Source organism: Parasediminibacterium paludis, assembly GCF_042651445.1.
In the GTDB taxonomy this organism is placed as follows: domain Bacteria; phylum Bacteroidota; class Bacteroidia; order Chitinophagales; family Chitinophagaceae; genus Parasediminibacterium; species Parasediminibacterium paludis.
Genome location: NZ_JBHSDC010000012.1, coordinates 63,157 through 87,834, shown reverse-complemented (window position 1 = coordinate 87,834; position 24,678 = coordinate 63,157). Strand labels below are relative to the sequence as shown.

The following is a 24,678-nucleotide window of genomic DNA, read 5'->3' as shown; positions in this document are numbered from 1 at the left end:
TAAAATAGATAAATAGTGCTGATTTTTCTCTGCGAAATCTGCGGTTTCCATGCAATAAATAAATATTACCTAGGAAAACTAATTTTACCCATGCTTACACTTGGTGTGTTTTTGCCATAAAAAGTATTACCACCGCATAAACTTTCGTTTGCAAGCAAGGCAAATAGTACGGCTTCTTTTGCGTCAGGATTAATGCCAATGGCTTCAGTAGTACGGATGGTAATTTGTGGCAGCTGTGTTTGTATGTTTTGTAACAACAATGGATTGTGCATACCACCGCCACTTACAAAAATAGAGATGGGTTGATCAGGCGCTGTAAGTTGTTGAATAGCCGCAACAATTGCATTTGCGGTAAAGCAGTTCAGGGTTGCCATTATATCTTCATGGGATAGATTTGTAATCTTAGCTCGCTGCATAGCTGCGTATAAGAAGTGAAGATTAAATAATTCTGGCCCAGTTGTTTTTGGAAAACTAGTTGTAAAAAAAGGATGATTTTCTAGTGCTTGTAGCAATGGTTTATTTACACTGCCTAGTTTGGCAATGATGGCATCTGCATCGAAATAGTTACCCTCAAAATGCGCTTGGATATAAGCATCCATCATGGTGTTGCCAGGCCCAATATCGGTGCTAACAATATTATCAGGATTTAAATTACCAGGTAAGAAAGTAGCATTACTAATGCCACCTATGTTTAGCATTATTCTGTCTTCACCAGCTTTGCTGAATAACAAATAATCGCCGTATAAAGCAAGCGGAGCGCCTTCGCCTCCAGCAGCAATATGTTTTTGTCTAAAATCGCTGAGGGTAATAATACCAGTAGTTACAGCCAGATGGTCGCCATCACCAATTTGTAGTGTACCATTACCATAATTAGCTAAGCCGTGTAAGCTTTTAGGTGCGTGGTAAATCGTTTGTCCATGGCTTGCAATAGCATCAATTTGGCTGTTCTCATAGCCCCATTTGGCGATGCAACTATTTATCATTTGTGCATGTAATACACCGATATATGCATTGAGCAAGCAAAGCTTTTCTAGGTCAATTGTTTTTTTAGAGAAAATGGTTTTTACATCAGCTTTAAAATCATTGGCATAAGGCAAAGTTTCAAATGCCAGTATTGATAGCTGTATGTTAAGGCCACTGCCTATACATTTACACAAAGCTATATCTAGCCCATCAAGCGATGTACCACTCATTAAGCCAATGATTAGTCGCTCTGGTTTATTGGCTATTTGGTATAAAGAGGCAATGTTTGGGTTCATTGTGTTTGGATGATAAACTAACCTAACCTAACGTTCTAATCTTAGCAATAATGCCAGTGGTAGAAAAACCATCTACGATTTTATTAATTACCACTCTGCCGCCATTGGCTATCACTTCTTTTGCGCCTACAATTTGTTCTAATGTGTAATCGCCACCTTTTACTATTACATCGGGTAAAAGTGCCGAAATAAGTTCTAGTGGGGTGTCTTCTTCAAAAATAACCACTGCATCTACAATGGCGAGACTAGCCAACAACAAGGCGCGGCTCTGTTCATTGTTAATGGGTCTTCCTTCACCTTTTAAGCGCTTAGTACTTGCATCGCTGTTTACCCCAATGATTAATCTATCTGCTTCTTTAGCCGCTTGTGAGAGCGAAAAAATATGTCCTTCGTGCAAAATATCGAAGCAGCCATTGGAAAAAGCAACGGTTTTGCCTGTTGTTTTCCAACCTTTCACTACTGCTACTAATTCAGGTAGTTTATATATTTTTTTTGAAATAGCCTCTACTTGTTTCATGTATTCCTATTTAAGGATGGTAATGCGGTAAATGTTTTGCCGATACTATTTGAGCGTCTCATTATTTGTTAGAAGTTCTTTCTTTTTATTGTACCAAGGCAATAACCCAAGACAAATAAATCCAACAATAACGATTAATAAAAACTGAGCAAACCATTGTAGTGTTCCATTTGCGTAGCCAATAGGATAAGGGATATCATTTTTTTCAAGTACTTTGGCTAAAAAGAAAGCATAAGCACCAATACCACCCGGTGTAGCAATCATACCTAAGCTTGCAAATGCCAAACCTGAAATGGCAACTGCAATGCCCAAATGTTCAGTGCCCTGAGTGGCTTGCAAACCTACCCAAGTGCCTACAACATATAAAGTCCAAATGCCTACAGTACACCATAAAAACTTACCTTTTTGTTGTAAATTTTTTATGCTTGCGAGGCCTTCTACTACGCCTCTCAAAATCTTTTTTAATGCAATTACTATGTTGAGATGTGCAAATTGATTGAACCAAACTTTTATAGCAATGATAATAGCAATAAGTACAATGGCAACAATGGCCACTTTAGTAATAGAAATACTACCAGTTTTATTGGTGAAAATAACCATTAGTAATTCTCTGCCATATTCACCTACCACTTGATATTGGCTTGCAAACGCTATTACAAAAAATAGCATGAGGCAAATTACATCAAATGCTCGTTCAACCACAATGGTACCTACTAGTTTTTCGGTTGGAATTTTTTCGTAACGGGTTAATAATGTACATCTAATTACTTCTCCTAAACGTGGTATTGCAAGATTGGTAAGATACCCAATCATCACTGCGAAAAAAACATTGACTGTGGAAGGCTGGTAGCCCATAGGCTGCATTAAAATTTTCCAGCGGATACTGCGCAAAACATGGCTACTACTTAAAATAACAAACACAGGAATAAGTAATGCAAATTTGGCGGTGCGCAGCGATAATTTAAATTCATCCCATTTATCTGGTGGTATTTGTTGCAAGCTCCACCACACAAGAAAAACGCCAATACCTAAAAATAGGCTATACTTTAACGCATTAGTTATTTTCTTTTTCATTCAGTGCCATCAGTTTAAGACGCTTTGCAATTTACTAAACCCATTTGTAACTATAACTTATTTCCTTCTTTAGGAAAAATAACCCAAGGCTTAAAGGTTTTAGCAGCTTCAAAATCCATCAATGCGTATGAAATAATAACAATTACATCACCTACAGCGCCTTTTCTGGCAGCAGGGCCATTCAAACAAATGACGCCACTACCACGTTTGCCTTTTATAATATAGGTTTCTATGCGTTCACCATTATTTACATTTACCACTTGAATCTTCTCATTTTCAATGAGATTGGCTGCTTCCATTAAATTTTCATCAATAGTGAGACTACCTACATAGTTAAGGTTCGCTTCTGTAATAGTAGCTCTATGAATTTTTGATTTTAATACTTGTATTTGCATAATGGGGGCAAATGTAGTGTTCTAGAGACTTGGTTTTTTTTCGAATTAAGCGAATGTTTTTATAATTCTATGAAGCATCATCTAGTAGCAAATTGTCTATCAATCTCACACCATTTAAAAATGCTGCAATAAGTGCTACTCTAGGTAGGTTGCTCTTTATGTTTGTCAATGGTTGTAAATCATTCGCATTGCAAATGGCCACATAGTCTATTTTTTCAAAACCATTTTGAAGTAGCTGCTCGGTAACTGTTGCAATGAGGTCACTCGGCAATTTATCATTGCAATTTTGTTTAATGTATTTTAAAGATTGATAAATGACAGTCGCTTTTTCTTTGTCAACATCATTTAATCGCATATTGCGGCTACTCATGGCAAGGCCAGAATTTTCCCTTAATGTAGGCGCCATCATTAGTTGTGTTTTTATTCCAGTTATCACAAGCAGTTGCTGAATTACCATGCATTGTTGATAGTCTTTTTGTCCCAAAAACAGCATATCTGGTGTTACAATATCTAATAATGTATGCACTACTTGGCAAACACCTTGAAAATGATGGGGTCTAAATTTTCCTTCTAACAGTGTCTCCAAATACCCGAGCTGGTATTGTGTTGTTAGTGCTGTTCCTTTTGGATAAATCTCGTTTGCTGAAGGGAGAAATAATACATCACATTGGGCCAGTTCTAGCAAGCGAATATCATTTTCAATCGTGATTGGATATTTCTCAAAATCCTTGCTATCATTGAATTGTGTAGGATTAACAAAGATGCTACACACGGTAATAGCACATTTTGTTTTGCTCATGCTAATGAGCGATAAATGCCCTTGGTGTAAAGCCCCCATGGTGGGTACAAAACCTATTGAAATACCATTATTTTTTTTGTTATATAAGTGTTTTTGTAATGCGTCAATCGTTTTAAAAAGTATCATTTGCTGTTGTCGTATTTGAGTGAAGTTTGCGTTACCACCAATTTTCGCAGTATTTCCTTTACTTTTGCAAACTTGTTTTTAGGCTAATATTAAAAAGCGTCTTATCAATGTCAAAGAAAAGAATTTTATTCATAGCCACAGAGATGTCGCCCTATTTAGAGTTGACAGAGTTTGCTGGTATGGTTAATCGGCTGGCAGTAAAGAGTAACGATACTGGCTTAGAAGTGCGTTGCATTATGCCAAGGTTTGGTGTTATCAACGAACGTAGGCATCGATTACACGAGGTTGTAAGACTTTCTGGTATCAATGTTTCTGTTGACAATGATGATTATCCACTACAAATTAAAGTTGCTTCTTTGCCTAATGCAAGATTGCAGGTTTATTTTTTAGAAAACGAAGATTTCTTCAAACGCAAACAAATTTTTCACGACGAAAACGAAGAGTGGTTTGATGATAATGGTTTGAGAACTATCTTTTTTTGTAAAGGTGCATTAGAAACCGTAAAGAAATTTGGCTGGGCACCCGATGTGGTTCACTGTAGCGGTTGGATGAGTAGTTTGGTACCAGCTTATATAAAAACGGCCTATAAGCGTGAGCCTGTATTTGGTAACAGCAAAATAGTATTTACCATTGCTGAAAATACATTTGAAGAAAAATTAAGCCCCGACTTTATAAAGAAAGCATTGATTAATGCCAATATTAAAGAGAAAGATTTAGATAGTGCTAAAGAGCTTGATAATACAGCATTATACCGTGTAGGCGCTACGCATGCAGATGCCATTACATTTGGTTCAGAAGAGGTAAACACTAAATTGATGACCGAATTTGGCAAAGCTAAGGGTAAAAAAATAGTATCTTTTAAAGGTCTAGATACTGATTTATCTGAGTACATGGATTTGTACGAGAGCCTATCATTGTAACATATTATTAGCATTATATTTGCCATCATAATTTTAAAAATTACATTTTCATGCCTTATTTATTTACTTCCGAAAGTGTATCTGAGGGACATCCAGACAAGGTTGCAGATCAGATATCTGATGCGTTGATTGATAATTTTTTAGCGTTTGATCCTGAGTCTAAAGTGGCTTGCGAAACGTTGGTAACGACTGGTCAAGTAATTTTGGCTGGTGAGGTTAAAAGTAAAAGCTACCTTGATGTGCAAGAAATTGCCCGTGGTGTTATCCGTAAAATTGGGTATACCAAAAGCGAATATATGTTTGAAGCCAATAGTTGCGGTATTTTAAGCGCTATTCACGAGCAAAGCGCTGATATTAACCAAGGTGTAGATAAAAAGAAGAAAGAAGAACAAGGCGCTGGCGACCAAGGTATGATGTTTGGTTATGCAACTAACGAAACGGCAAACTATATGCCTTTGGCGCTAGATTTAGCACATACATTATTGATAGAATTGGCTGCTTTACGTAGAGAAAACAAAGCGATTAAATATCTCCGTCCTGATGCGAAGAGCCAAGTAACGCTTGAGTATGATGATAATAACAGACCTATCAGAATAGATGCGATTGTTATTTCCACACAGCATGATGACTTTGATACAGAAGCAAAAATGCTAACAAAGATTACCAAGGATATGAAAGAAATTTTAGTTCCTCGCGTAATGAAAAAATACCCTCAATACAAGCATTTATTCAACGATAAAATTAAGTACCACATTAACCCAACTGGTAAGTTTGTTATTGGTGGTCCACATGGCGATACGGGTTTAACTGGTCGTAAAATCATTGTAGATACGTATGGCGGTAAAGGTGCACATGGTGGTGGCGCATTCAGCGGTAAAGATCCAAGTAAAGTAGATAGAAGCGCCGCTTATGCAACCCGTCATATTGCTAAAAATCTAGTTGCTGCAGGCCTTTGCGATGAGGTATTGGTACAGGTTTCTTATGCGATTGGTGTGGCTCAGCCTACATCTATTAACGTTAATACTTATGGTACTGCCAAGGTAAAATTAACCGATGGCGAAATCGCTAAAAAAGTAGAAGCTATCTTCGATATGCGCCCTTACTTTATTGAGCAACGCTTAAAACTACGTAACCCAATTTATAGCGAAACAGCTGCTTATGGTCATATGGGTCGCAAGAATGAAGTGGTTACTAAAGAGTTTAAAGAACCTTCTGGTAAAACTTTAAAAGTAAAAGTGGAATTATTTACTTGGGAAAAACTAGACCACGTAGAAAAAGTAAAAAAAGCATTTAAAATAAAATAATGCTTAGAAAATGATACTAGAAGGGTGTAACTCATAAGCAGTTGCACCCTTTTTTTGGTTTTAATTTTAAAATATAATTGTTATGAAAAGATTGCTAGCCTTATCGCTCCTAATGCTCTGTTGTGCATTTACACAAGCACAAACATTATTATCGCCAGATAAAAACTTCACTTTATCCTTCGGCTTACAGCCAGACGGTACACCATTTTACAGCTTGGTTTATAAAAACAAACAAGTCATTAAGCCAAGTAAGCTTGGGTTAGAATTGAAAAATGATAAAAAATCGTTACTTAACGATTTTATCATCGCAGGTACTAAAACGTCAACTTTTGATGACACTTGGAAACCAGTTTGGGGCGAAGTAAAAAGCATTCGCAACCATTATAACGAAATGGCTGTAACGCTTAGTCAAAAAGAAACCAATCGCAATATCATCATTCGATTTAGATTGTTTAACGATGGTCTTGGTTTTAGATACGAATTTCCGCAGCAAGACAATTTGGTATATTTTGTAATAAAAGAAGAGAGAACGCAATTTGCTATGACTGGCGACCATACTGCGTTTTGGATACCTGGCGATTACGACACACAAGAGTATGATTATACCACTTCTAAATTATCTGAAATACGTGGCTTGCAAGAAAAAGCAAGAACTGCTAATTTGTCGCAAACATCTTTTTCGCCTACTGGTGTACAAACCTCGTTAATGCTTAAAACCAATGATGGCCTTTATATTAATTTGCACGAGGCCGCTTTGGTAAATTATTCATGCATGCATTTGAATTTGGATGACAAACAAATGATTTTTGAATCGTGGTTAACACCTGATGCCAAAGGCGATAAAGGCAATATTCAAGCACCTTCGGTATCGCCCTGGCGAACCATTATTGTAAGCGATGATGCTCGCGATATTCTAGCTTCAAAAATGACGTATAACCTAAATGAGCCAAGCAAAATAACTGAGACATCGTGGATAAAACCTATGAAATATGTAGGTGTTTGGTGGGAAATGATTACTGGTAGAAGTTCATGGTCTTATACTAATGCAGTTCCTGCTGTACAATTGGGTGTTACAGATTATACCAAATTGAAACCAAATGGTACGCATGCTGCCAACACAGCGCATGTAAAAGAATACATTGATTTTGCTGCTAAACATGGTTTTGGTGGTGTATTGGTAGAAGGTTGGAACCAAGGTTGGGAAGATTGGTTTGGTCATGCGAAAGACCATGTATTTGATTTTATTACGCCTTACCCAGATTTTGATGTAAAAGAAATAGCTAGATATGCCAAGCAAAAAGGTGTAAAAATGATTATGCACCACGAAACATCGGGCTCTATTCGCAACTATGAGCGTTATATGGATACTGCTTATAAGTTTATGAAAGCCAATGGCTATGACGCTGTGAAGAGCGGTTATGTAGGTGATATTTTGCCCGCGGGCGAAAACCATTACAACCAATGGGCCAATAACCACTATTTGTACGCAGTTAAAAAAGCAGCTTCATATAAAATTATGGTTAATGCACACGAGGCGGTAAGGCCTACAGGTTTGGCGCGTACCTATCCAAATATGATAGGTAACGAGTCTGCTAGAGGTACTGAATACCAAGCATTTGGGGGTTCTAAACCTAATCACGTTACATTGTTACCATTTACAAGATTATTAGGTGGCCCAATGGATTACACACCTGGCATTTTTGAAATGGATATTAGTAAGATTAGTAAAAATAACAATTCGCATGTAAATAGCACTTTGGCAAATCAATTGGCTTTGTATGTAACCATGTATAGTCCTTTGCAAATGGCTGCTGATTTACCAGAAAATTATAACCGCTTTTTAGATGCGTTTCAATTTATAAAAGATGTAGCTATTGATTGGGATGATAGCAAATATTTAGAAGCAGAACCGGGTAGTTACATTACCGTGGCAAGAAAAGAAAAAGGTAAAAACAAATGGTTTGTAGGCAATGTAAATGGTGAGCAATCTAGAACGTCGACTATCGCTTTAGACTTTTTAGAAGCTGGTAAAAGCTACACTGCTACTATTTATGCAGATGCTAAAGATGCCCATTACAAAACCAATCCACAAGCATATACTATTACTAAGCAAGTGGTAAATAAATCTACCAAGCTTGAGTTAACTTCTGCACCAGGTGGTGGCTATGCCATTAGCATTATAGAAGTTAAGGGTAAATAGTTAAGCATATTTTTATAAAATAGCAGACATTAAAAAGGCGGTATCAAATAATTTGATACCGCCTTTTTGTTGAGTAAGTTTTCTATTAAATTATTCTTCACCAAGATTTAATGGGTAAGCATAAGTGCCTTGAAAACCAGGATAAATACCTAATAATCTTACAGTGCCTGAACCTGCTTTAGATAAAGCTGCTTTTAGCTCATCTATATTTTTAATTTCTACATCATTTACTGAAGTAATAACAAAACCGTCTTGCATTTTGGTTTTCTTCAACAAACCTTCTTCTTTCAATTTCTTCACCAAAACACCACCAGCAATATCGTTGGCTGCAGCAATTTTCTTATCTAGGTTTTCTAAGTCTGCACCTAATTTATCAGTAACGCTTTCAATTTTTACAATATCTGTATTGCCAGCTTTATTTTTAAGTGTAAGGCTTACTGTGTTTTCTTTACCATCTCGTTTGTAAGTAATGGTAATTTTATCAGACGGTTTGTAACGAGCTACTTGTTCTACCATTTCAGGGCCACTATTTACAATTACACCATTTACCTTGGTAATATAGTCGCCTTTTTTTATGCCAGCAGCTTTTGCAGCACCACCTTCAGGCACATCTGTTACATACACACCGTCACCGTCTTTAATGCCAAGTTTTGCTTTTTCTTCATCGCTTATACCTTCTTGTGGGTATTGAATGCCTAAAAATGCACGTTGTACGGTGCCAAACTTCACAATGTCGTTTACTATTTTCTTTACAATATTTACAGGTATAGCATAAGAATAGCCAATATAAGAACCGTTTTGTGATGCGATGGCTGAATTAATACCAATCAATTCGCCGTTAGTATTTATTAATGCGCCACCACTATTACCCGGATTTACAGCGGCGTCCGTTTGAATAAAACTTTCGATAGGTGTTTTGCTTTGGCGGCTGTTAATGTCTATGCTTCTTGCTTTGGCACTAATAATACCAGCCGTTACCGTTACATCCAAACTCAATGGGTAGCCAATTGCAAGTACCCACTGACCAAGTTTAGCATCATCACTATTACCATAAACGATATATGGTAAACCTTTTGCATCAATTTTTAGCACTGCTAAATCGCTACTTGCGTCTGTACCAATAACAGTTGCTTTATAAGATTTTTTATTAGTGAGTGTGATATTAATTTCATCAGCACCATCTACTACATGATTATTTGTTACTATGTAACCGTCTTCACTAATAATGACGCCACTACCACTTGCTCTTTGTTCGGGTATGGTTTGTACTCTTGGACCACCAAAAAAGTCATCAAACATATCCCCGCCAAACATATCACCAAATGGATTTCTTTGACGTTGGTTATTGCTTACTTGTTTGGCTTTTATTTTCGTTTTAATGTGCACAACAGCTGGTGTGGCAGAAGTAGCCGCTGCTGTAAAATCAACAGCCCCAGCAGGACTATTATTGCCAAAAAAACCTGCGTAATTAACAGGCACTTTGCCAGCCTCTTGCACACCTGCATACTGGCTTTGTACAAATTTACCATAGCCCCAAACGCTTGCAACAGCGGTTGTTGTACTTATAGCAACAATTGCTAAGATGTTTTTAAAGTTCATTTTGCTCTGTTTTTTTTGTTGAGAATCAAATTTGATGCCTTTATGATTGCAAATAAACAAACCTGTTTAATAGTCAGTTTGTTAATCATTCCATTTAACAAATGTTTTACTGATAAATGATTTTATGACATTGCAATGTAGTAAGTCTTTGCAAAATTGTCATCATAAATAACACTAAAAATTTGGTAAAAACATGAAGCATAAATAACGCATATTTGTATGTCTGCGTGCAGATACATCATCGCTTACTACTTGATATTGAAGGCAACTGATTTTGCTAATTTTAAAATTATTCCAATCAAAGTGCGATTACTTTAAATAAAATCTAGGGTTTTTAAAAAATATTTGGTAGATAAATAATTACTGCTACTTTTACATTGTAATGAAAAAGCTATTCGCAAATACTCGATTTTACTTCTTTTTTATTTCTACTTTACCAAAAGTAGCCGGGTAGTATTTGTAAAAGCGTAACAACGACGAACATTAACAAATTAAAATACAATCCCGGCCTCAAAGGCTGGGATTTTTTATGCTATGGCATTATCAGTTTCAATCCAAGGGTACGAAGGGAGCTTTCATCAAGTGGCTGCGCAGCAATATTTTGGCAAAAACGTCAATGTTATTCCTTGTGCAAGTTTTAGAGAAGTGGTAAAAATTGCGTCTAACAAAAAGCTAGGCGATGCAGGCGTAATGGCTATCGAGAACTCAATTGCAGGTAGTATTTTACCCAATTATACCTTGCTACAAAATAGTGGTAAACTCAAAATTGTAGGCGAAGTGTATTTGCCTATTAAGCAGCATTTACTCGTAAATCCTGGTGTAAAACTCGAGGATATTCATGAAGTACATTCTCACCATATGGCCATACAACAGTGTATGGAATATCTAGATAAGTTTAATTGGAAATTAGTAGAAACCGACGATACGGCCTTAAGTGCCAAGCACGTACATCAGCGAAAAAGCAAGCATATTGCAGCAGTGGCAAGCAAACTTGCTGCCGATTTATTTAAACTTGAAATTGTGGCGCCCAATATTCATACGCAAAAAAGTAATTATACACGCTTTTTAATATTGAACCGAACCGAAGAAGTTACTACAATTGCAGATGCCAATAAAGCGTCTATTAATTTTGAAACCAATCATACCAAAGGTAGCTTGGCAAAAGTGTTAAATATTATAGCTGATGAAGACATTAACCTCAGCAAGTTACAAAGTATGCCAATTGCTGGTACCAATTTTAAATACAGTTTTCATGCTGATTTAGAATTTACCAACGTAGAGCAATTTCATAATGCCATTGAAAAAATGCAAGCTCTAACTGAAAAAATAGTTGTATTTGGTGTATATAAAAATGGGAATCAATAGCCGCTCCAAACCCCTCAAAGGTTAGGCTTCAACACTAGAAAAATAATATCATGAGTAAAGAATACAATTTGAAAGATTCGACTTCTCAAATCCCTTCTTCGGAGGGCTTCACAACATCAAAAAGGCTGGAAGGCATAGGTGAATATTATTTCTCCCAGAAATTAAGAGAAATAGATGAACTGAATAAACAAGGAAAAAATATCATCAATCTTGGTATAGGAAGCCCTGATTTACCACCGCATCCCGATGTGGTGAAAGTATTGCAAGAAGAAGCTGCTAAACCAAATACGCATGCTTATCAAAGCTATAAAGGATCGCCTATTTTGCGAAATGCTATAAAAGATTGGTATGATACATGGTATGGTGTTACGGTAAATGCTGACACAGAAGTGCTGCCACTAATTGGTAGTAAAGAAGGCATTATGCACATCTGCATGACTTATTTGAACGAAGGCGATATTGCTTTGGTACCTAATCCTGGTTACCCCACATATCGTAGTGCTGTAAAGTTGGCAGGGGGTGTTTGTGTAGATTATGATTTGACTGAAGCAAATCATTGGCAACCAGATTTTGCGCAGCTAGAAAGCCAAGATTTGCGTAAAGTGAAGTTGTTGTTTGTCAATTATCCGCATATGCCTACAGGACAGCTACCTAATGTGGCTGTACTAAATAAGCTCATTGCGTTTGCCAAACAACATCATATTTTAATTATTCATGATAACCCGTACAGTTTTATTTTGAACGAAAGCCCAATGAGCTTATTGAGTTTAGATGGTGCAAAAGATGTGGTGATTGAGTTGAATTCATTAAGTAAAAGTCAGAATATGGCTGGCTGGCGTGTTGGGATGCTGGTAGCTGCAAAAGATAGAATTGATGAGGTGTTACGCTTTAAAAGTAATATGGATAGCGGTATGTTTTTACCAGTGCAACTAGCTGCTGCGAAAGCATTAAGTCTTGGTAAAGATTGGTACGATGGTGTAAATGCTATTTATCAAGCACGTAGAATTAAAGTATTTGAGCTGTTGGATTTATTGGGTTGTTTTTATTCAAAAAATCAAGTAGGTATGTTTGTTTGGGCAAAAATTCCAGCTAATTATAAAGATGGCTATGCATTAAGTGATGAAATATTATATAAATCAAATGTATTCATAACACCTGGCGGTATTTTTGGCTCAGCTGGTAATGGTTATATAAGAGTGAGTTTATGCGGAAGTGTAGAAAGATTTGATGAAGCGATTAAGAGAATTAAAAATTAGTAATTAAAAATTGTGATGAATAATAGTTCTAAGGAAGCTAAAACGGTAGAAGGGCTAACAGTTTGTATTGTTGGCGTTGGTTTAATAAGTGGCTCGTTTGCGTTGGCTTTGCGAGATAAAGGTTTAGCAAAACATATTATTGGTGTTAGTCGTACCGAGAAAAGTGCCAACCGTGCCATCGAATTAGGCATTATCGATGAAGCGTTACCACTGCTAGAAGCCATAAAAAAAAGCGATTTTATTTATGTAGCGATACCTGTAGATACTACCATTCCTATAATGCAAACCATTATGGATACTATTACTGAGCAGCAGTTTGTAGCAGATGCAGGTTCTACAAAATTGGCCTTGTGTGAAGCATTGCAAAATCATCCAATGCGTCACCGTTTTGTAGCTACGCATCCTATGTGGGGTACTGAATATAGTGGCCCAGAAGCTGCGGTAAGAGATGCATTTAAAGGCAGGGCTTGTGTGATTTGCGAAAAAGAAAAGAGCGACAAAGACATTGTAGATGCCATAGAAACCATTTACAAAACATTGGGCATGAACATCATTTACATGGACGCTGCTGCTCATGATATGCATGCTGCCTATGTAAGCCATATTTCTCATATCACTTCGTTTGCTTTAGCAAATACGGTGCTTGAAAAAGAAAAAGAGGATGATGCGATTTTTGCCCTTGCAGGTGGTGGTTTTGAAAGTACGGTGCGTTTGGCAAAAAGTAGCGCCAGCATGTGGGCACCAATTTTTATGCAAAACAGAGACAATGTGTTGGATGTACTGAATGAACATATCACACAGTTACGGAAGTTTAAAAGTGCATTAGAGAAAGAAAATCTAGAATTTTTAGAAGAGTTGATGCATAATGCCAATAAGATAAATAGAATTTTAAAGTAAGGTAGGGTAACATAGATTTTGATGGATTAAAACGGATTTTAAGGTAAAAAATATCTTGAAAATCAATGAAATCCTGTCAAATCTTGGTTCAGATAAACTAACAAAGGCTAAACGACCTATATTAGTTACCTTTGCCGCAAATTTAAAAAATACATGATGACTTTTGAAGAGTTGGGTTTAGACGCTAGGATAGTGCAGGCGACATCAGAGTTGGGGTACGTGAACCCAACCGAAATCCAAGAAAAAGCAATACCAGTATTGCTTTCAGGCACTAAAGACTTTATTGGTTTGGCGCAAACCGGTACCGGAAAAACAGCAGCTTTTGGCTTGCCGTTATTAAATATTATTGATGCAGAAGAACGTTACCCTCAAGCGTTAATTGTTTGCCCTACACGTGAGTTGTGTGTGCAAATAGTGAAAGAAATGGAGGGTTTTAAGAAACATTTAAGAGGTGTTTCTGTGGTTGCGGTGTACGGTGGCGCAAGTATTGGGCTACAAATTCGTGATTTAAAACGTGGTGTTCAAATAGTAGTTGCTACACCTGGTCGTTTAATAGATTTAATTGAGCGCAAGGCAATCAACCTTGAGCAAATAAAATATGTGGTGCTTGATGAGGCTGATGAAATGTTAAATATGGGTTTTAAAGATGATATAGAATTCATATTACAAAACACGCCAAAAAGAGAAAGTACTTGGTTATTTAGTGCAACAATGCCACCAGAAATTAGAAAGGTGAGTAAAAAGTACATGAAAGAACCATTTGAAGTAACGGTAGGGAAGGTAAACAGTGGTAATAAGAGTATTGATCACCAATATTATATTACGTCAGCGCAGCATCGTTACGAAACCTTGAAGCGTTTAATTGACTTTAATCCTGGTATTTACGGTATTATTTTTACTCGTACTAAAGCCGATGCGCAAAATATTACAGAGAAATTAACCCGTGAAGGTTACGATATTGATGCTTTGCATGGCGATTTAACCCAAGCTCAGCGCGATAAAGTAATGGGCGAGTTTCGTGATAAAACTTTGCAATTGTTGATTGCTACTGATGTGGCAGCAAGAGGTATTGATGTACAAGGGATTACACACGTCATTAACTACGAGTTACCTGATGATATTGAAGTGTATACACACAGAAGTGGTCGTACTGGCCGTGCAGGTAACACTGGTATTTGTATGAGCATTGTTCATGCACGTGAGGTGTTTAAACTAAAATCTATCGAGCGTTTAATTCAAACACCAGTACTAAAAGTTGAAATTCCTAGTGGTAAAGATGTTTGTCGCAAGCAGTTTTATGGCGTAATGGATAAGATTTTAGAAACAGATATTTCGCATGGTGATTACGATACTTACATGCCAATGTTGATGGAAAAATTTGCTGATATCAGCAAAGAAGAAATCTTAAAACGCATGGCAGCAGTTGAGTTTGACCGTTTCTTAAAATATTATGAGAACGCAGAAGACTTAAATATTCGTGATGGTGCAAGACAACCGCGTGGTCGTGAGTTTGGTAGTGATAGAGGAATGGATCAAGGGCGTGGTAGAGCAATAGAACGTAGAGAACCTCGTGGCCGTGAATTTGGTGGTGATAGAAGAGAAAGTGCAAGCAGTGGTAACTACGCCCGTTTGTTTGTAAATCTAGGTACAAAAGATGGTTTTTACAAAGCCAGTTTCTTACAGTTTATATTAGATATGAGCGATTTGAAAAAAGAAGTGTTGGGCAAAATAGACATGAAGGATATGAATAGTTGGGTTGAGGTTGATCATGGTGCTGCGCAACAAATGATTCGTTCTTTAGATGGTAAAAATTACAAAGGCAGAAGAATTAGAATGAACGATGCAAATAGCAGATAGTCTATTCGTAGTCGTATAACAATCACATCCTGTAATGCTCTAGACCACATGGCGTCGTCTTTACAAGGAACAAAACAACAAAAATGGAAGCAACAATTGCAGCCCCAACAATGAAAGAGGTTACACAAGCAGCATGGAACAAACGTCCGTTAATTATTAGCGGTCCGTGCAGCGCTGAAACAGAAGAGCAAGTAATGGCAACAGCCACACAACTAGCTGCAACCGGTAAAGTAGATGTGTTACGCGCAGGTATTTGGAAGCCACGTACACGTCCTGGAAGTTTCGAAGGTATTGGTACCAAAGGTTTGCCTTGGTTACAAGCTGCTAAAAAAGCCACTGGCTTGCCAGTTGCTGTAGAAGTAGCAACCGCAAAACAAGTAGAAGATGCCTTACACTTTGATGTAGACATTCTTTGGCTAGGTGCTCGTACAACTGTTAACCCTTTTAGCGTGCAAGAAATTGCAGACGCATTGCGTGGTGTAGAGGTGCCTGTTTTAATTAAAAACCCACTAAACCCGGATTTAGAATTATGGTTAGGTGCAGTAGAGCGTGTGGCGAAAGCAGGTATTCAGCAAATTGGTTTAATTCACCGTGGTTTTAGTAGCTATGGTAATACCGAATACCGCAATGCACCAATGTGGCATTTGGCAATCGAAATGAAACGCCGCAATCCACAGTTAATGATGATTAACGACCCATCACATATTTGTGGGCGTCGTGATACATTAATGGATGTAGCACAAAAAGCTATCGATTTAGACTTTGATGGTTTAATAATTGAAAGTCATATTGACCCTGATACTGCTTGGAGCGATGCCAAACAGCAAGTTACACCAGCTCGTTTGGGCGAAATGATTAGCAGCATTAAATGGCGTACAGAAGATATTAGTTCTGAAGAATTACACGCTAATCTAGAAAAACTCCGTCAGCAAATCAACCAATTAGATGATGAGTTAATGCAAATTTTAAGTGCTCGTATTAAAGTAGCTGAAAAAATTGGTCAATATAAAAAAGATAATAATATTACTATTTTACAAACCAACCGTTGGAATGAAATTTTAGAACGCGCCTTTAAACAAGGTGATAAACTAGGGTTAAGCAAAGAGTTTGTAACCAAATATTTCGACGCAGTACACATGGAAAGTATCAACCATCAGAACAAGATTATGAATTCATAATAATTTCAAATCCTTGAAGGTTTTCAAAACCTTCAAGGATTTTCTTTTTTTCTTTTTTATGTAACCTGCGTTCTGTTTTTCAATGAAACATCCTTGCAAGTTTGTACTGCGTTTACGAAGTACCTACTTGTACGTTTAGCGCTTTTATTAGGCAATTTACTATGCTGAAAATGTAAAACCGCACTCGAAAATGGTTGAACCGCATCCTGAAAAGGCAAAACCGCATTTCAAAATGGCACAACCGCCAATGGAAATGGTAAAACCGCATTCAAAAACAAGCAAACCGCACCCGAAAATGGTGCAACCGCACACGGAAACGGATAAACCGCAACTGACTAGTATGTAATATTAGCGTTTTTGGTCTTTTTTGTGCCTTTGCGACCAATCACTATTTGTGAAACAAACAATGAAAAAGCAAACTTTCAAATTCACATCAGCATCTGTTGACTATTACTTTAATGCTTCCATCAAGCAGTTAAAAGAAATAGTTGACCCTACACATGCCATCATCATTACCGATGAAAATATCAATGCCTTACATGCTACTAAATTCAAAGGCTTTAAAACCATTGTTATTCCTGCTGGCGAAAAACATAAAAACCAAGTAACCATCGATGGTATCATTAACCAATTAATTGCCTTACAAACTGATAGAAAATCAACATTAATAGGCATTGGTGGTGGTGTTATTACGGATATGACGGGCTATGTTGCTAGTATCTACATGCGTGGTATTGCCTTTGGTTTTGTGCCTACCACATTACTAGCCATGGTTGATGCAAGTATTGGTGGTAAAAATGGTATTGATGTGGGTATTTATAAAAATATGATTGGCATTATTCGTCAGCCTAAGTTTTTATTGTACGATGTAAGTTTATTGAAGACTTTACCACAAGCTGATTGGAGCAATGGTTTTGCAGAAATTATTAAACATGCTTGCATAAAAGATGCGCCCATGTTTAAGCTGCTGAAAGAAAATACACTAGCTAAGTTTCAAAAAAATAAAGAATTACTAGCCAAGTTGGTAGAACGTAATGCTAAGCTAAAAACCAAAGTGGTTCAGCAAGATGAGTTTGAGCAAGGCGATAGAAAACTATTGAACTACGGCCACACATTAGGTCATGCTTTAGAAAATCAATATGAATTGTATCATGGTCAGGCTGTGGCAATAGGTATGGTGTATGCAGGCATTATTTCTAAGCAGTTATTGAAGTTTAAGCAAGCAGATGCAGTGGTAGAAGTATTGGCAAAATATGGCTTACCAACACAAATGGATTTTGATAAAACCAAAGCCATCGAAGTATTAAAGATGGATAAGAAAAGAGAAAAATCAACCATTAATTATATTCTGTTGGAGAAAATAGGTAAAGGTGTTATTAAGCAATTACCATTAACAGAAATAGAACAAATCATTCAATCATTTTAATCATTTAAATCAGTGATTGCAACCATACAACCATCTACATTAACTGGCGCTATTACCGCACCTGCCTCTAAAAGTTCTATGCAACGTGCTTGCGCTGCGGCTTTGCTGCATGTTGGTCAGTCTATTATACAAAACCCAGGCACATCAAATGATGATCAGGCGGCCATAAAAATGATTCAGGACTTAGGTGCCACTGTTGAATTTGTGAACGATACAATGGTAGTAAATTCTAAAGGCGTTGCAAGTTCTTCAACTCACCCTTCGGGGGGGCTTGGGGGGGCTGTAGTAAACTGTGGTGAAAGTGGCTTAGGTATTAGAATGTTTACGCCTGTTGCAGCTTTATCAAATGAGCCAATTACCATTAACGGTAAAGGCAGTTTGTTAACCAGACCAATGGATTTTTTTGATGAAGTGTTACCACAAGTTGGTGTACAAATCACTTCTAACAACGGCAAATTACCACTACAAATTCAAGGACCTTTACAACCACAAAACATTACGGTTGATGGTAGCTTAAGTTCTCAATTTTTGACAGGTTTATTGTTCGCTTACGCAGCTTCTACTAAAGAAGATGCAACCATTACTGTAACCAATTTAAAAAGTAAGCCTTATATAGATTTGTCATTGAAGGTATTGCTAGATTTTGGCTATAACATTACTAACAATAACTACGAAAGCTTCACTATTCATCCTAAAAAAAGTCAGACGTCAACTATCAATTACACAGTAGAAGGCGATTGGAGCGGCGCAGCATTTTTGTTGGTAGCAGGTGCTATTGCAGGTGAAATTACCGTTAAACGTTTAGATGTGTTTTCTACACAAGCAGATAAAAAAATATTAGAGGCATTGCAAGATTCTGGCTGTCGTTTGTCTATTCAAGATAAACAAATAGAAGTTGGTCCTGCTGCTTTAAAAGCCTTTCATTTTAACGCAACAGATTGTCCTGATTTATTTCCACCATTAGTAGCTTTGGCTGCTTATTGTGAAGGCAAAACAGTGATTGAAGGTGTTAGTCGTTTGGCACATAAAGAAAGTGATAGAGGCATTACATTACAAGATGAGTTTGGTAAAATGGGCTTGGAAATTGTTTTGCAAGGTGATTTAATGATTATTAATGGTGGTAAAGGTTTGAAGGGGGCTCATGTACATTCACGTCACGATCACCGTATAGCCATGGCTTGTGCCACTGCGGGTTTAAGAACTTTGGGTGATGTGATTATTGATGAAGCCGAAGCGATTAATAAATCTTATCCCGATTTTTACAAGCATCTCGAAAAATTAGGTGCATCGATAACTATTGTATAGCTTCTTTAAATTTGAATAATGAATTCATTTGGACGCATATTTAGGGTAAGCATTTTTGGCGAAAGCCATGGCGAAAGTGTGGGCATCAATATTGATGGCTGCCCTGCTGGTTTGAATTTATCTGCCGAAGATTTATTGCCAGATTTAGAACGCCGCAAAGGTGGTAAAGGCAAAGGCACTACACCAAGGCAAGAAGCTGATTATCCTTTTTTTAAAAGCGGTGTATTTAATGGTAAAACCACTGGTTTTCCTATTACTATTTTATTTGAAAACAACAATACACGTAGCGAGGATTACCAAAAACAAAGAAGCTTTCCAAGGCCTGGCCACGCCGATTTTACCGCACACGAAAAGTTTGGTGGTAACGAAGATTATAGAGGTGGCGGGCATTTTAGCGCAAGGCTTACAACGGGCTTGGTAGCAGCTGGTGCTATTGCCAAAAAATTATTACAACAAATTACAGTAAATGCTACCCTTATAGAAGTTGGCGGTTTGAAAGATATAGAACAAGGTTTGCAAAAAGCCATTGATGCAAAAGATTCGGTTGGTGGTATTGTAGAATGTGTGGTAAAGGGCTTACCTGTAGGTTTGGGTGAACCTTATTTTGATTCGTTAGAATCTACATTGGCACACATGATGTTTGCTATTCCTGCGGTAAAAGGTATTGAGTTTGGTAGCGGCTTTGCGGCGGCAGCCATGTTTGGTACAGAACATAATGATGTAATTGAAAACATGACTGGTAAAACCACCACTAACCATGCAGGTGGTATTGTGGGTGGCATTAGCAACGGCAACGATTTAGTATTTAGATTGGCCATTAAGCCAACATCTTCTACACCAAAAGTGCAGCGTAGCCTTAACTGGGAAACAGGGCAAATGGAAGATTTTTCTATTAAGGGTCGACACGATTTGTGTGTAGCTTTAAGAGCACCTGTAATTGTAGAAGCTTGTACAGCGATCGTTTTGGTAGATAGTATGATGCTTGAAAATAGAATTAATAGAATTCCCAGAGTTCTGCAACCCGTAGCCCATAAAGTGGAATCGATATACCATATCACTACAAATGATGCTTGGATGAAAGCTAAAGAAACTGGCTATTACGAATCAGCGTCACTTGCTAGTGAAGGCTTTATTCATTGCAGCACAGAAGCACAAGTAGCTGGTACTTTAGAACGCTTTTTTGCTGGCCAAACTAATTTAGTGAAATTGCTAATTGATCCTACAAAATTGGTTCATGAATTAAAATACGAGCAAGCAACGGATGTAGATATGCTTTTTCCGCATGTTTACGGCGCCATTAATATAGATGCTGTTGTTGAAGTAATCACTTTATAGTGTTAAAATTTCAAATCCCAAATTCATCATGCATAATTTCATCATCAACGCTTCCATACAAATTATCCCGGTTGTTACAGATAAACATCCTTACGAATGGGTAGATGAAGCGATTGCTATTATTCAGCAGTCTACTACTGTAAAACATGAAGTAGGGCCTTTTGCAACCGTAGTTGAAGGTAACTATGAAGATGTAATGGCAATAATACACGATGTAAACGAGTATTTATATAGCCGTGGTTGCAGCGAATGGATTACAAATTGCCAAATTCAAATTCGCAGTAACGGCAATATTACAGGTGATGAAAAAACTGAGAAGTTTAAGTAAAGATATAACTCAATAGGTATATGTATTTAAACAATTCATTTTGCTAGCCTTTTCATTTGCTTAAAATCAATATCTAGCAGTTCGAAATAAGTTGCATTTGGTAGATAGTAATGCCACCATTCTGTATCAAGCGCTTTAAAACCTTGTTGTTCCATAGCAGTTCTTAGTAATTGTCTATTTGTTAGAACAACACTATCTAATTGCATATAATTGTGATGTGCTTTTTCGGTGAAATCATCAAAAGCTGTTGGCATTGGCAATGGTAAGCCTGTTTGTAAATCATATAAGGTAAGGTCTACTGCTATGCCTCTATTATGACCACTACCTTTTGCTGGATTGGCAGCATATCTATCATCAGGTACGATTTGCCACATTGTTTTAGTAACGCTATAAGGGCGGTAAGCATCGTAAATTAATATGCCTAACCCTCTTATTTCCAAGTAATTGGCTACAGCTAGTAATGCTTTGGCAGCGGCTAAACGCAAGTATGCTTTTGGCTTTGAATACAATTTCTGGTGCGTAAAATTTTTGGTGGTAGCGTACACAAAATCTGTTGCTAAATGAACGATATAGTTATCTATTGCCACCATTTGCTTTAAGGAATCTTGTGCCGTTGACGCCCCAAAGTCGATTCCATTATCTATGATTGTTAATCCAAACTCATTTTTTGGCAAGGTATTTGTTAATTGCGCTGCACTTCTAGTATTACCTAATAAAAAAGTACTCGCTAGCATGATAATGAGGTATTGCAGCTTCATGTTATTTTTTCATAATTATTATTCACAATATACACTAATATGAGATTATTTTTTTTAATAGTAATCGTTTTTTTATTTGCAGGAGCAGCAAAATGTCAAACTTTAGACTCTGCTTTCAATCTAAATTCAGTTGATAAATACCAACCAATTACTGGTAAGGCAAGTTTTTACAGTAAAAATTTGAATGGTACTAAAACAGCAACTGGTGAAAGATATCTTAATAACAAACTAACAGCCGCTAGTAATCAATTTAAGCTAAATACTTGGGTTCGTGTAACTAATATCAGTAATGGTGAAAGTGTAACAGTAAGAATTAACGACCGAATGCATCCAAAAATGGCAAAAAGAGGTCGTGTGATTGATTTAAGTAGACTAGCAGCAAGGAAATTAGATTTTATTGAAAAGGGTATTACACAAGTACAAGTTGTGCAAGTAGACGTAATTGAAGATTCTATTACCTTTTTAACAAAAAAATATCAAAATCTGTAAAATTCAAATTACACCTGTATTTTCGCACCAATTATAAAAACAAGTTTATGAAGAAAATCGTTCTACTATTTGTTTCTGCGGCAATTGCTATAACTGCATTTAGCCAAACAACCGACCTTAAAAAATTACCTACTCTAGGTATTGGCTTTAATTTAAAAGATTTCAAAACCGCTGGTTTAATCAACACTAAATCGTTGAGTGATGTGTTGGTAAATAAATCCTACGCTAAGGTTAGCGAAATGGCGCCAGGATTAAATATCAACTATTACCAAGGTTTAACCAACAATATCGATTTCATGGCTAGCTTGGGTGCAACCTTTACTGAGTATATTTACAAAGGCAAAACTTTTGGTACTAATAGTAATTTTTTACTAGACCTAGATGCACATTTAAATTTTAAATTGTTAACTGACAACTACTTTGTAGTGCCTTATATTACTGCTGGTTTGGGTACATCTATGTATAGAGGTACTTATTTTATGGCTAATGGTATTGGCGGTGTTGGTTTACAATTTAAATTGGGTGAAGGCTCATTTATTTTCGTACAATCAACTTACAAATCTCATATTTCTGAGAACAGTAAAGAAAATTTAAACTACTCGTTAACATTCGCATCTCCAATTGTAGATAGAAAACCAGCGCCAGTTGTAGCACCACCAGCAGCACCTATTGTTGTTGCTGAAAAAGATACTGATGGTGATGGTATCGTAGATAGTAAAGATAAATGCCCTACCGTTCCAGGAACTGTTAAGTATGATGGTTGCCCTGTACCGGATACTGATAACGATGGTATTAATGATGAGAACGACAAATGTCCTACCGTTCCAGGCGTAGCTAAATACAGTGGATGTCCTATACCAGATACTGATAAAGATGGTATCAATGACGAAGAAGATAAATGTCCTACTGTACCTGGTGTTGCGCGTTACCAAGGTTGCCCGATACCTGATACTGATGGTGATGGTGTAAACGACGAAGTAGACAAATGTAAAACAGAAGCTGGCCCTGCAAGCAACGATGGCTGCCCAGAAATTCAAGCAAAAATTGCTGAATTAGCTAAAAATATCTATTTCGCAACTGGTAGTAACAAAATAGCTGATAAAAGCAATAAAATATTAGATGAAGTAGCTACTATTTTAAATGCACATACAAATGCTTCTTTGTCTATTGAAGGTCACACAGATAATACAGGTAGTGCTAAAACGAACTTGACACTTTCTCAAAAACGTGCAGAAGCTATCAAAGCATACTTAGTGAAAAAAGGTGTTGATGCTAGCCGTTTAACTGCAACAGGCTTTGGTTCTGAAAAACCAATTGCTGATAACAAAACTGCGAAAGGTAGAGCAGAAAATAGAAGAGTTGAAATGAGCTCTAAATATGAAGTAAAATAGTTGATATAAACTAGAAGCAAAAAGCGCCACTGGATAACAGTGGCGCTTTTGTTTATTGCAAATCAACGTATATTAGTGCCATAAATAGATATTATGAAACGATTGCTAGTGTTAATGGTATTGCTAAACGCTACACTATTAAAAGCTTCTGTAGATACAGTAGCCATTTACAGTACTAGTATGAAAAAAAATATTAAAACAGTCGTTATTACGCCTGATTCATACAATAAAAATAAGCATTACCCAACTATTTACCTATTACATGGCTATAGTGATAATTACAGCGGTTGGATAAAACGCGTACCACAAATTGAAAAAATGAGTGAGACCTATCAAGTGATTATTGTTTGCCCCGATGGTGGTTTTAGTAGTTGGTATATCGATAGCCCAATAGATTCTACATATCGCTACGAGACCTTCGTAGGTGTTGAAGTGCCTAATTACATAGATGCGCATTATAATACCATTCAAGATAGAAAAGCAAGAGCTATTACTGGGTTAAGTATGGGCGGTCACGGTGGTTTGTTTTTAGGCTTTCGCCATGCAACTACCTTTGGTGCTTGTGGTAGTATGAGTGGTGGCGTGGATTTAAATTATAGTCGCAATAAATTCGACGTGGTAAAACGTATTGGCGATACCATTAACCAGGTAGATAATTGGTACAATTATTCAGTGATTGGTGTGGTAGATCATTATCCCAAAGAAGGCTTAGCTATTATTTTTGATTGTGGTGTAGATGACTTTTTTTATAAAGATAATGTGGCTTTGCACAATAAGCTTTTAAAACTCAAAATACAGCACGATTATATAGAAAGACCAGGCAAACACGAGTGGTCTTATTGGGCGAATGCTGTTCAATACCAACTATTATTTTTCAGAAACTTCTTTGATAAAATATAA

22 protein-coding genes are annotated in these 24,678 nt (G+C 36.9%); 15 read left to right on the top strand and 7 right to left on the bottom strand.

The genetic code is table 11. The features are described 5' to 3' along the window. Positions 1 to 65 precede the first annotated feature (65 nt). The 5 genes from ACFOW1_RS07205 to panC form a co-directional block, all read right to left on the bottom strand. On the bottom strand, positions 66 to 1,259 hold the full coding sequence (locus ACFOW1_RS07205) for an anhydro-N-acetylmuramic acid kinase (RefSeq protein WP_379013233.1): 1,194 nt from the start codon (positions 1,257 to 1,259) through the stop codon (positions 66 to 68). A gap of 22 nt (positions 1,260 to 1,281) precedes the next feature. Beyond that, positions 1,282 to 1,776, bottom strand: coding sequence for a D-glycero-beta-D-manno-heptose 1-phosphate adenylyltransferase (gene rfaE2 / locus ACFOW1_RS07200; RefSeq protein WP_379013232.1), 495 nt, complete (start codon positions 1,774 to 1,776; stop codon positions 1,282 to 1,284). 45 nt (positions 1,777 to 1,821) lie between these two features. Further along, on the bottom strand, positions 1,822 to 2,850 hold the full coding sequence (locus tag ACFOW1_RS07195) for a lysylphosphatidylglycerol synthase transmembrane domain-containing protein (RefSeq protein WP_379013230.1): 1,029 nt from the start codon (positions 2,848 to 2,850) through the stop codon (positions 1,822 to 1,824). A gap of 50 nt (positions 2,851 to 2,900) precedes the next feature. Continuing rightward, positions 2,901 to 3,245: an aspartate 1-decarboxylase gene (gene panD, locus ACFOW1_RS07190; RefSeq protein WP_379013229.1), complete on the bottom strand. Its 345-nt coding sequence runs from the start codon at positions 3,243 to 3,245 to the stop codon at positions 2,901 to 2,903. A gap of 67 nt (positions 3,246 to 3,312) precedes the next feature. Then, positions 3,313 to 4,170: a pantoate--beta-alanine ligase gene (gene panC / locus ACFOW1_RS07185; RefSeq protein WP_379013227.1), complete on the bottom strand. Its 858-nt coding sequence runs from the start codon at positions 4,168 to 4,170 to the stop codon at positions 3,313 to 3,315. A gap of 107 nt (positions 4,171 to 4,277) precedes the next feature. Here panC and ACFOW1_RS07180 point away from each other — a divergent pair, with 107 nt between their 5' ends. The 3 genes from ACFOW1_RS07180 (at position 4,278) to ACFOW1_RS07170 (ending at position 8,594) form a co-directional block, all read left to right on the top strand. Beyond that, entirely contained in the window at positions 4,278 to 5,090 is an 813-nt protein-coding gene (locus ACFOW1_RS07180; RefSeq protein ID WP_379013226.1) for a glycogen/starch synthase, read from the top strand. Between the two features lie 50 nt (positions 5,091 to 5,140). Further along, positions 5,141 to 6,394, top strand: coding sequence for a methionine adenosyltransferase (metK, locus tag ACFOW1_RS07175; protein WP_379013225.1), 1,254 nt, complete (start codon positions 5,141 to 5,143; stop codon positions 6,392 to 6,394). Between the two features lie 82 nt (positions 6,395 to 6,476). After that, positions 6,477 to 8,594: a glycoside hydrolase family 97 protein gene (locus ACFOW1_RS07170; RefSeq protein ID WP_379013224.1), complete on the top strand. Its 2,118-nt coding sequence runs from the start codon at positions 6,477 to 6,479 to the stop codon at positions 8,592 to 8,594. 90 nt (positions 8,595 to 8,684) lie between these two features. Here ACFOW1_RS07170 and ACFOW1_RS07165 read toward each other — a convergent pair whose 3' ends face one another. Then, positions 8,685 to 10,193: a Do family serine endopeptidase gene (locus tag ACFOW1_RS07165; protein ID WP_379013223.1), complete on the bottom strand. Its 1,509-nt coding sequence runs from the start codon at positions 10,191 to 10,193 to the stop codon at positions 8,685 to 8,687. A 534-nt stretch (positions 10,194 to 10,727) separates the two neighbouring features. Here ACFOW1_RS07165 and ACFOW1_RS07160 point away from each other — a divergent pair. From ACFOW1_RS07160 to ACFOW1_RS07120, 9 genes are all read left to right on the top strand, one after another. Further along, positions 10,728 to 11,558: a prephenate dehydratase gene (locus ACFOW1_RS07160; protein ID WP_379013222.1), complete on the top strand. Its 831-nt coding sequence runs from the start codon at positions 10,728 to 10,730 to the stop codon at positions 11,556 to 11,558. 50 nt (positions 11,559 to 11,608) lie between these two features. Next, positions 11,609 to 12,814 (top strand): pyridoxal phosphate-dependent aminotransferase, encoded by a 1,206-nt coding sequence (locus ACFOW1_RS07155; protein ID WP_379013221.1) that lies wholly within the window; start codon positions 11,609 to 11,611, stop codon positions 12,812 to 12,814. Between the two features lie 15 nt (positions 12,815 to 12,829). Beyond that, a complete protein-coding gene (locus tag ACFOW1_RS07150; RefSeq protein ID WP_379013219.1) occupies positions 12,830 to 13,711 on the top strand; it encodes a prephenate dehydrogenase in 882 nt (293 codons plus the stop codon). 153 nt (positions 13,712 to 13,864) lie between these two features. Then, positions 13,865 to 15,568: a DEAD/DEAH box helicase gene (locus ACFOW1_RS07145; RefSeq protein WP_379013217.1), complete on the top strand. Its 1,704-nt coding sequence runs from the start codon at positions 13,865 to 13,867 to the stop codon at positions 15,566 to 15,568. A gap of 83 nt (positions 15,569 to 15,651) precedes the next feature. Then, positions 15,652 to 16,746, top strand: coding sequence for a chorismate mutase (locus tag ACFOW1_RS07140; protein ID WP_379013216.1), 1,095 nt, complete (start codon positions 15,652 to 15,654; stop codon positions 16,744 to 16,746). Between the two features lie 406 nt (positions 16,747 to 17,152). Further along, entirely contained in the window at positions 17,153 to 18,172 is a 1,020-nt protein-coding gene (gene aroB, locus ACFOW1_RS07135) for a 3-dehydroquinate synthase (protein ID WP_379013215.1), read from the top strand. Positions 18,173 to 18,184: 12 nt separating this feature from the next. Further along, entirely contained in the window at positions 18,185 to 19,477 is a 1,293-nt protein-coding gene (gene aroA / locus ACFOW1_RS07130; RefSeq protein ID WP_379013214.1) for a 3-phosphoshikimate 1-carboxyvinyltransferase, read from the top strand. 18 nt (positions 19,478 to 19,495) lie between these two features. Beyond that, positions 19,496 to 20,812 (top strand): chorismate synthase, encoded by a 1,317-nt coding sequence (locus ACFOW1_RS07125; protein ID WP_379013213.1) that lies wholly within the window; start codon positions 19,496 to 19,498, stop codon positions 20,810 to 20,812. Between the two features lie 28 nt (positions 20,813 to 20,840). Continuing rightward, entirely contained in the window at positions 20,841 to 21,140 is a 300-nt protein-coding gene (locus ACFOW1_RS07120; RefSeq protein WP_379013212.1) for a thiamine-binding protein, read from the top strand. 35 nt (positions 21,141 to 21,175) lie between these two features. Here ACFOW1_RS07120 and ACFOW1_RS07115 read toward each other — a convergent pair whose 3' ends face one another. Further along, positions 21,176 to 21,898: a M15 family metallopeptidase gene (locus tag ACFOW1_RS07115; protein ID WP_379013211.1), complete on the bottom strand. Its 723-nt coding sequence runs from the start codon at positions 21,896 to 21,898 to the stop codon at positions 21,176 to 21,178. 39 nt (positions 21,899 to 21,937) lie between these two features. Between ACFOW1_RS07115 and ACFOW1_RS07110 the strand changes: the two genes are divergently transcribed. From ACFOW1_RS07110 to ACFOW1_RS07100, 3 genes are all read left to right on the top strand, one after another. Beyond that, positions 21,938 to 22,387 carry a septal ring lytic transglycosylase RlpA family protein gene (locus ACFOW1_RS07110; RefSeq protein WP_379013210.1) on the top strand — a complete coding sequence of 150 codons (450 nt, stop codon included), beginning with the start codon at positions 21,938 to 21,940 and terminating at the stop codon, positions 22,385 to 22,387. Between the two features lie 47 nt (positions 22,388 to 22,434). After that, positions 22,435 to 23,778 (top strand): OmpA family protein, encoded by a 1,344-nt coding sequence (locus tag ACFOW1_RS07105; protein ID WP_379013209.1) that lies wholly within the window; start codon positions 22,435 to 22,437, stop codon positions 23,776 to 23,778. Positions 23,779 to 23,871: 93 nt separating this feature from the next. Then, a complete protein-coding gene (locus ACFOW1_RS07100) occupies positions 23,872 to 24,678 on the top strand; it encodes an alpha/beta hydrolase (protein WP_379013207.1) in 807 nt (268 codons plus the stop codon).

Excerpts from the sequence above, each read along its gene's own strand:
- ACFOW1_RS07205 (WP_379013233.1), bottom strand. The coding sequence starts at position 1,259 with ATGAACCCAAACATTGCCTCTTTATACCAAATAGCCAATAAACCAGAG.
- rfaE2 (WP_379013232.1), bottom strand. The coding sequence starts at position 1,776 with ATGAAACAAGTAGAGGCTATTTCAAAAAAAATATATAAACTACCTGAA.
- ACFOW1_RS07195 (WP_379013230.1), bottom strand. The coding sequence starts at position 2,850 with ATGAAAAAGAAAATAACTAATGCGTTAAAGTATAGCCTATTTTTAGGT.
- panD (WP_379013229.1), bottom strand. The coding sequence starts at position 3,245 with ATGCAAATACAAGTATTAAAATCAAAAATTCATAGAGCTACTATTACA.
- panC (WP_379013227.1), bottom strand. The coding sequence starts at position 4,170 with ATGATACTTTTTAAAACGATTGACGCATTACAAAAACACTTATATAAC.
- ACFOW1_RS07180 (WP_379013226.1), top strand. The coding sequence starts at position 4,278 with ATGTCAAAGAAAAGAATTTTATTCATAGCCACAGAGATGTCGCCCTAT.
- metK (WP_379013225.1), top strand. The coding sequence starts at position 5,141 with ATGCCTTATTTATTTACTTCCGAAAGTGTATCTGAGGGACATCCAGAC.
- ACFOW1_RS07170 (WP_379013224.1), top strand. The coding sequence starts at position 6,477 with ATGAAAAGATTGCTAGCCTTATCGCTCCTAATGCTCTGTTGTGCATTT.
- ACFOW1_RS07165 (WP_379013223.1), bottom strand. The coding sequence starts at position 10,193 with ATGAACTTTAAAAACATCTTAGCAATTGTTGCTATAAGTACAACAACC.
- ACFOW1_RS07160 (WP_379013222.1), top strand. The coding sequence starts at position 10,728 with ATGGCATTATCAGTTTCAATCCAAGGGTACGAAGGGAGCTTTCATCAA.
- ACFOW1_RS07155 (WP_379013221.1), top strand. The coding sequence starts at position 11,609 with ATGAGTAAAGAATACAATTTGAAAGATTCGACTTCTCAAATCCCTTCT.
- ACFOW1_RS07150 (WP_379013219.1), top strand. The coding sequence starts at position 12,830 with ATGAATAATAGTTCTAAGGAAGCTAAAACGGTAGAAGGGCTAACAGTT.
- ACFOW1_RS07145 (WP_379013217.1), top strand. The coding sequence starts at position 13,865 with ATGATGACTTTTGAAGAGTTGGGTTTAGACGCTAGGATAGTGCAGGCG.
- ACFOW1_RS07140 (WP_379013216.1), top strand. The coding sequence starts at position 15,652 with ATGGAAGCAACAATTGCAGCCCCAACAATGAAAGAGGTTACACAAGCA.
- aroB (WP_379013215.1), top strand. The coding sequence starts at position 17,153 with ATGAAAAAGCAAACTTTCAAATTCACATCAGCATCTGTTGACTATTAC.
- ACFOW1_RS07125 (WP_379013213.1), top strand. The coding sequence starts at position 19,496 with ATGAATTCATTTGGACGCATATTTAGGGTAAGCATTTTTGGCGAAAGC.
- ACFOW1_RS07120 (WP_379013212.1), top strand. The coding sequence starts at position 20,841 with ATGCATAATTTCATCATCAACGCTTCCATACAAATTATCCCGGTTGTT.
- ACFOW1_RS07115 (WP_379013211.1), bottom strand. The coding sequence starts at position 21,898 with ATGAAGCTGCAATACCTCATTATCATGCTAGCGAGTACTTTTTTATTA.
- ACFOW1_RS07110 (WP_379013210.1), top strand. The coding sequence starts at position 21,938 with ATGAGATTATTTTTTTTAATAGTAATCGTTTTTTTATTTGCAGGAGCA.
- ACFOW1_RS07105 (WP_379013209.1), top strand. The coding sequence starts at position 22,435 with ATGAAGAAAATCGTTCTACTATTTGTTTCTGCGGCAATTGCTATAACT.
- ACFOW1_RS07100 (WP_379013207.1), top strand. The coding sequence starts at position 23,872 with ATGAAACGATTGCTAGTGTTAATGGTATTGCTAAACGCTACACTATTA.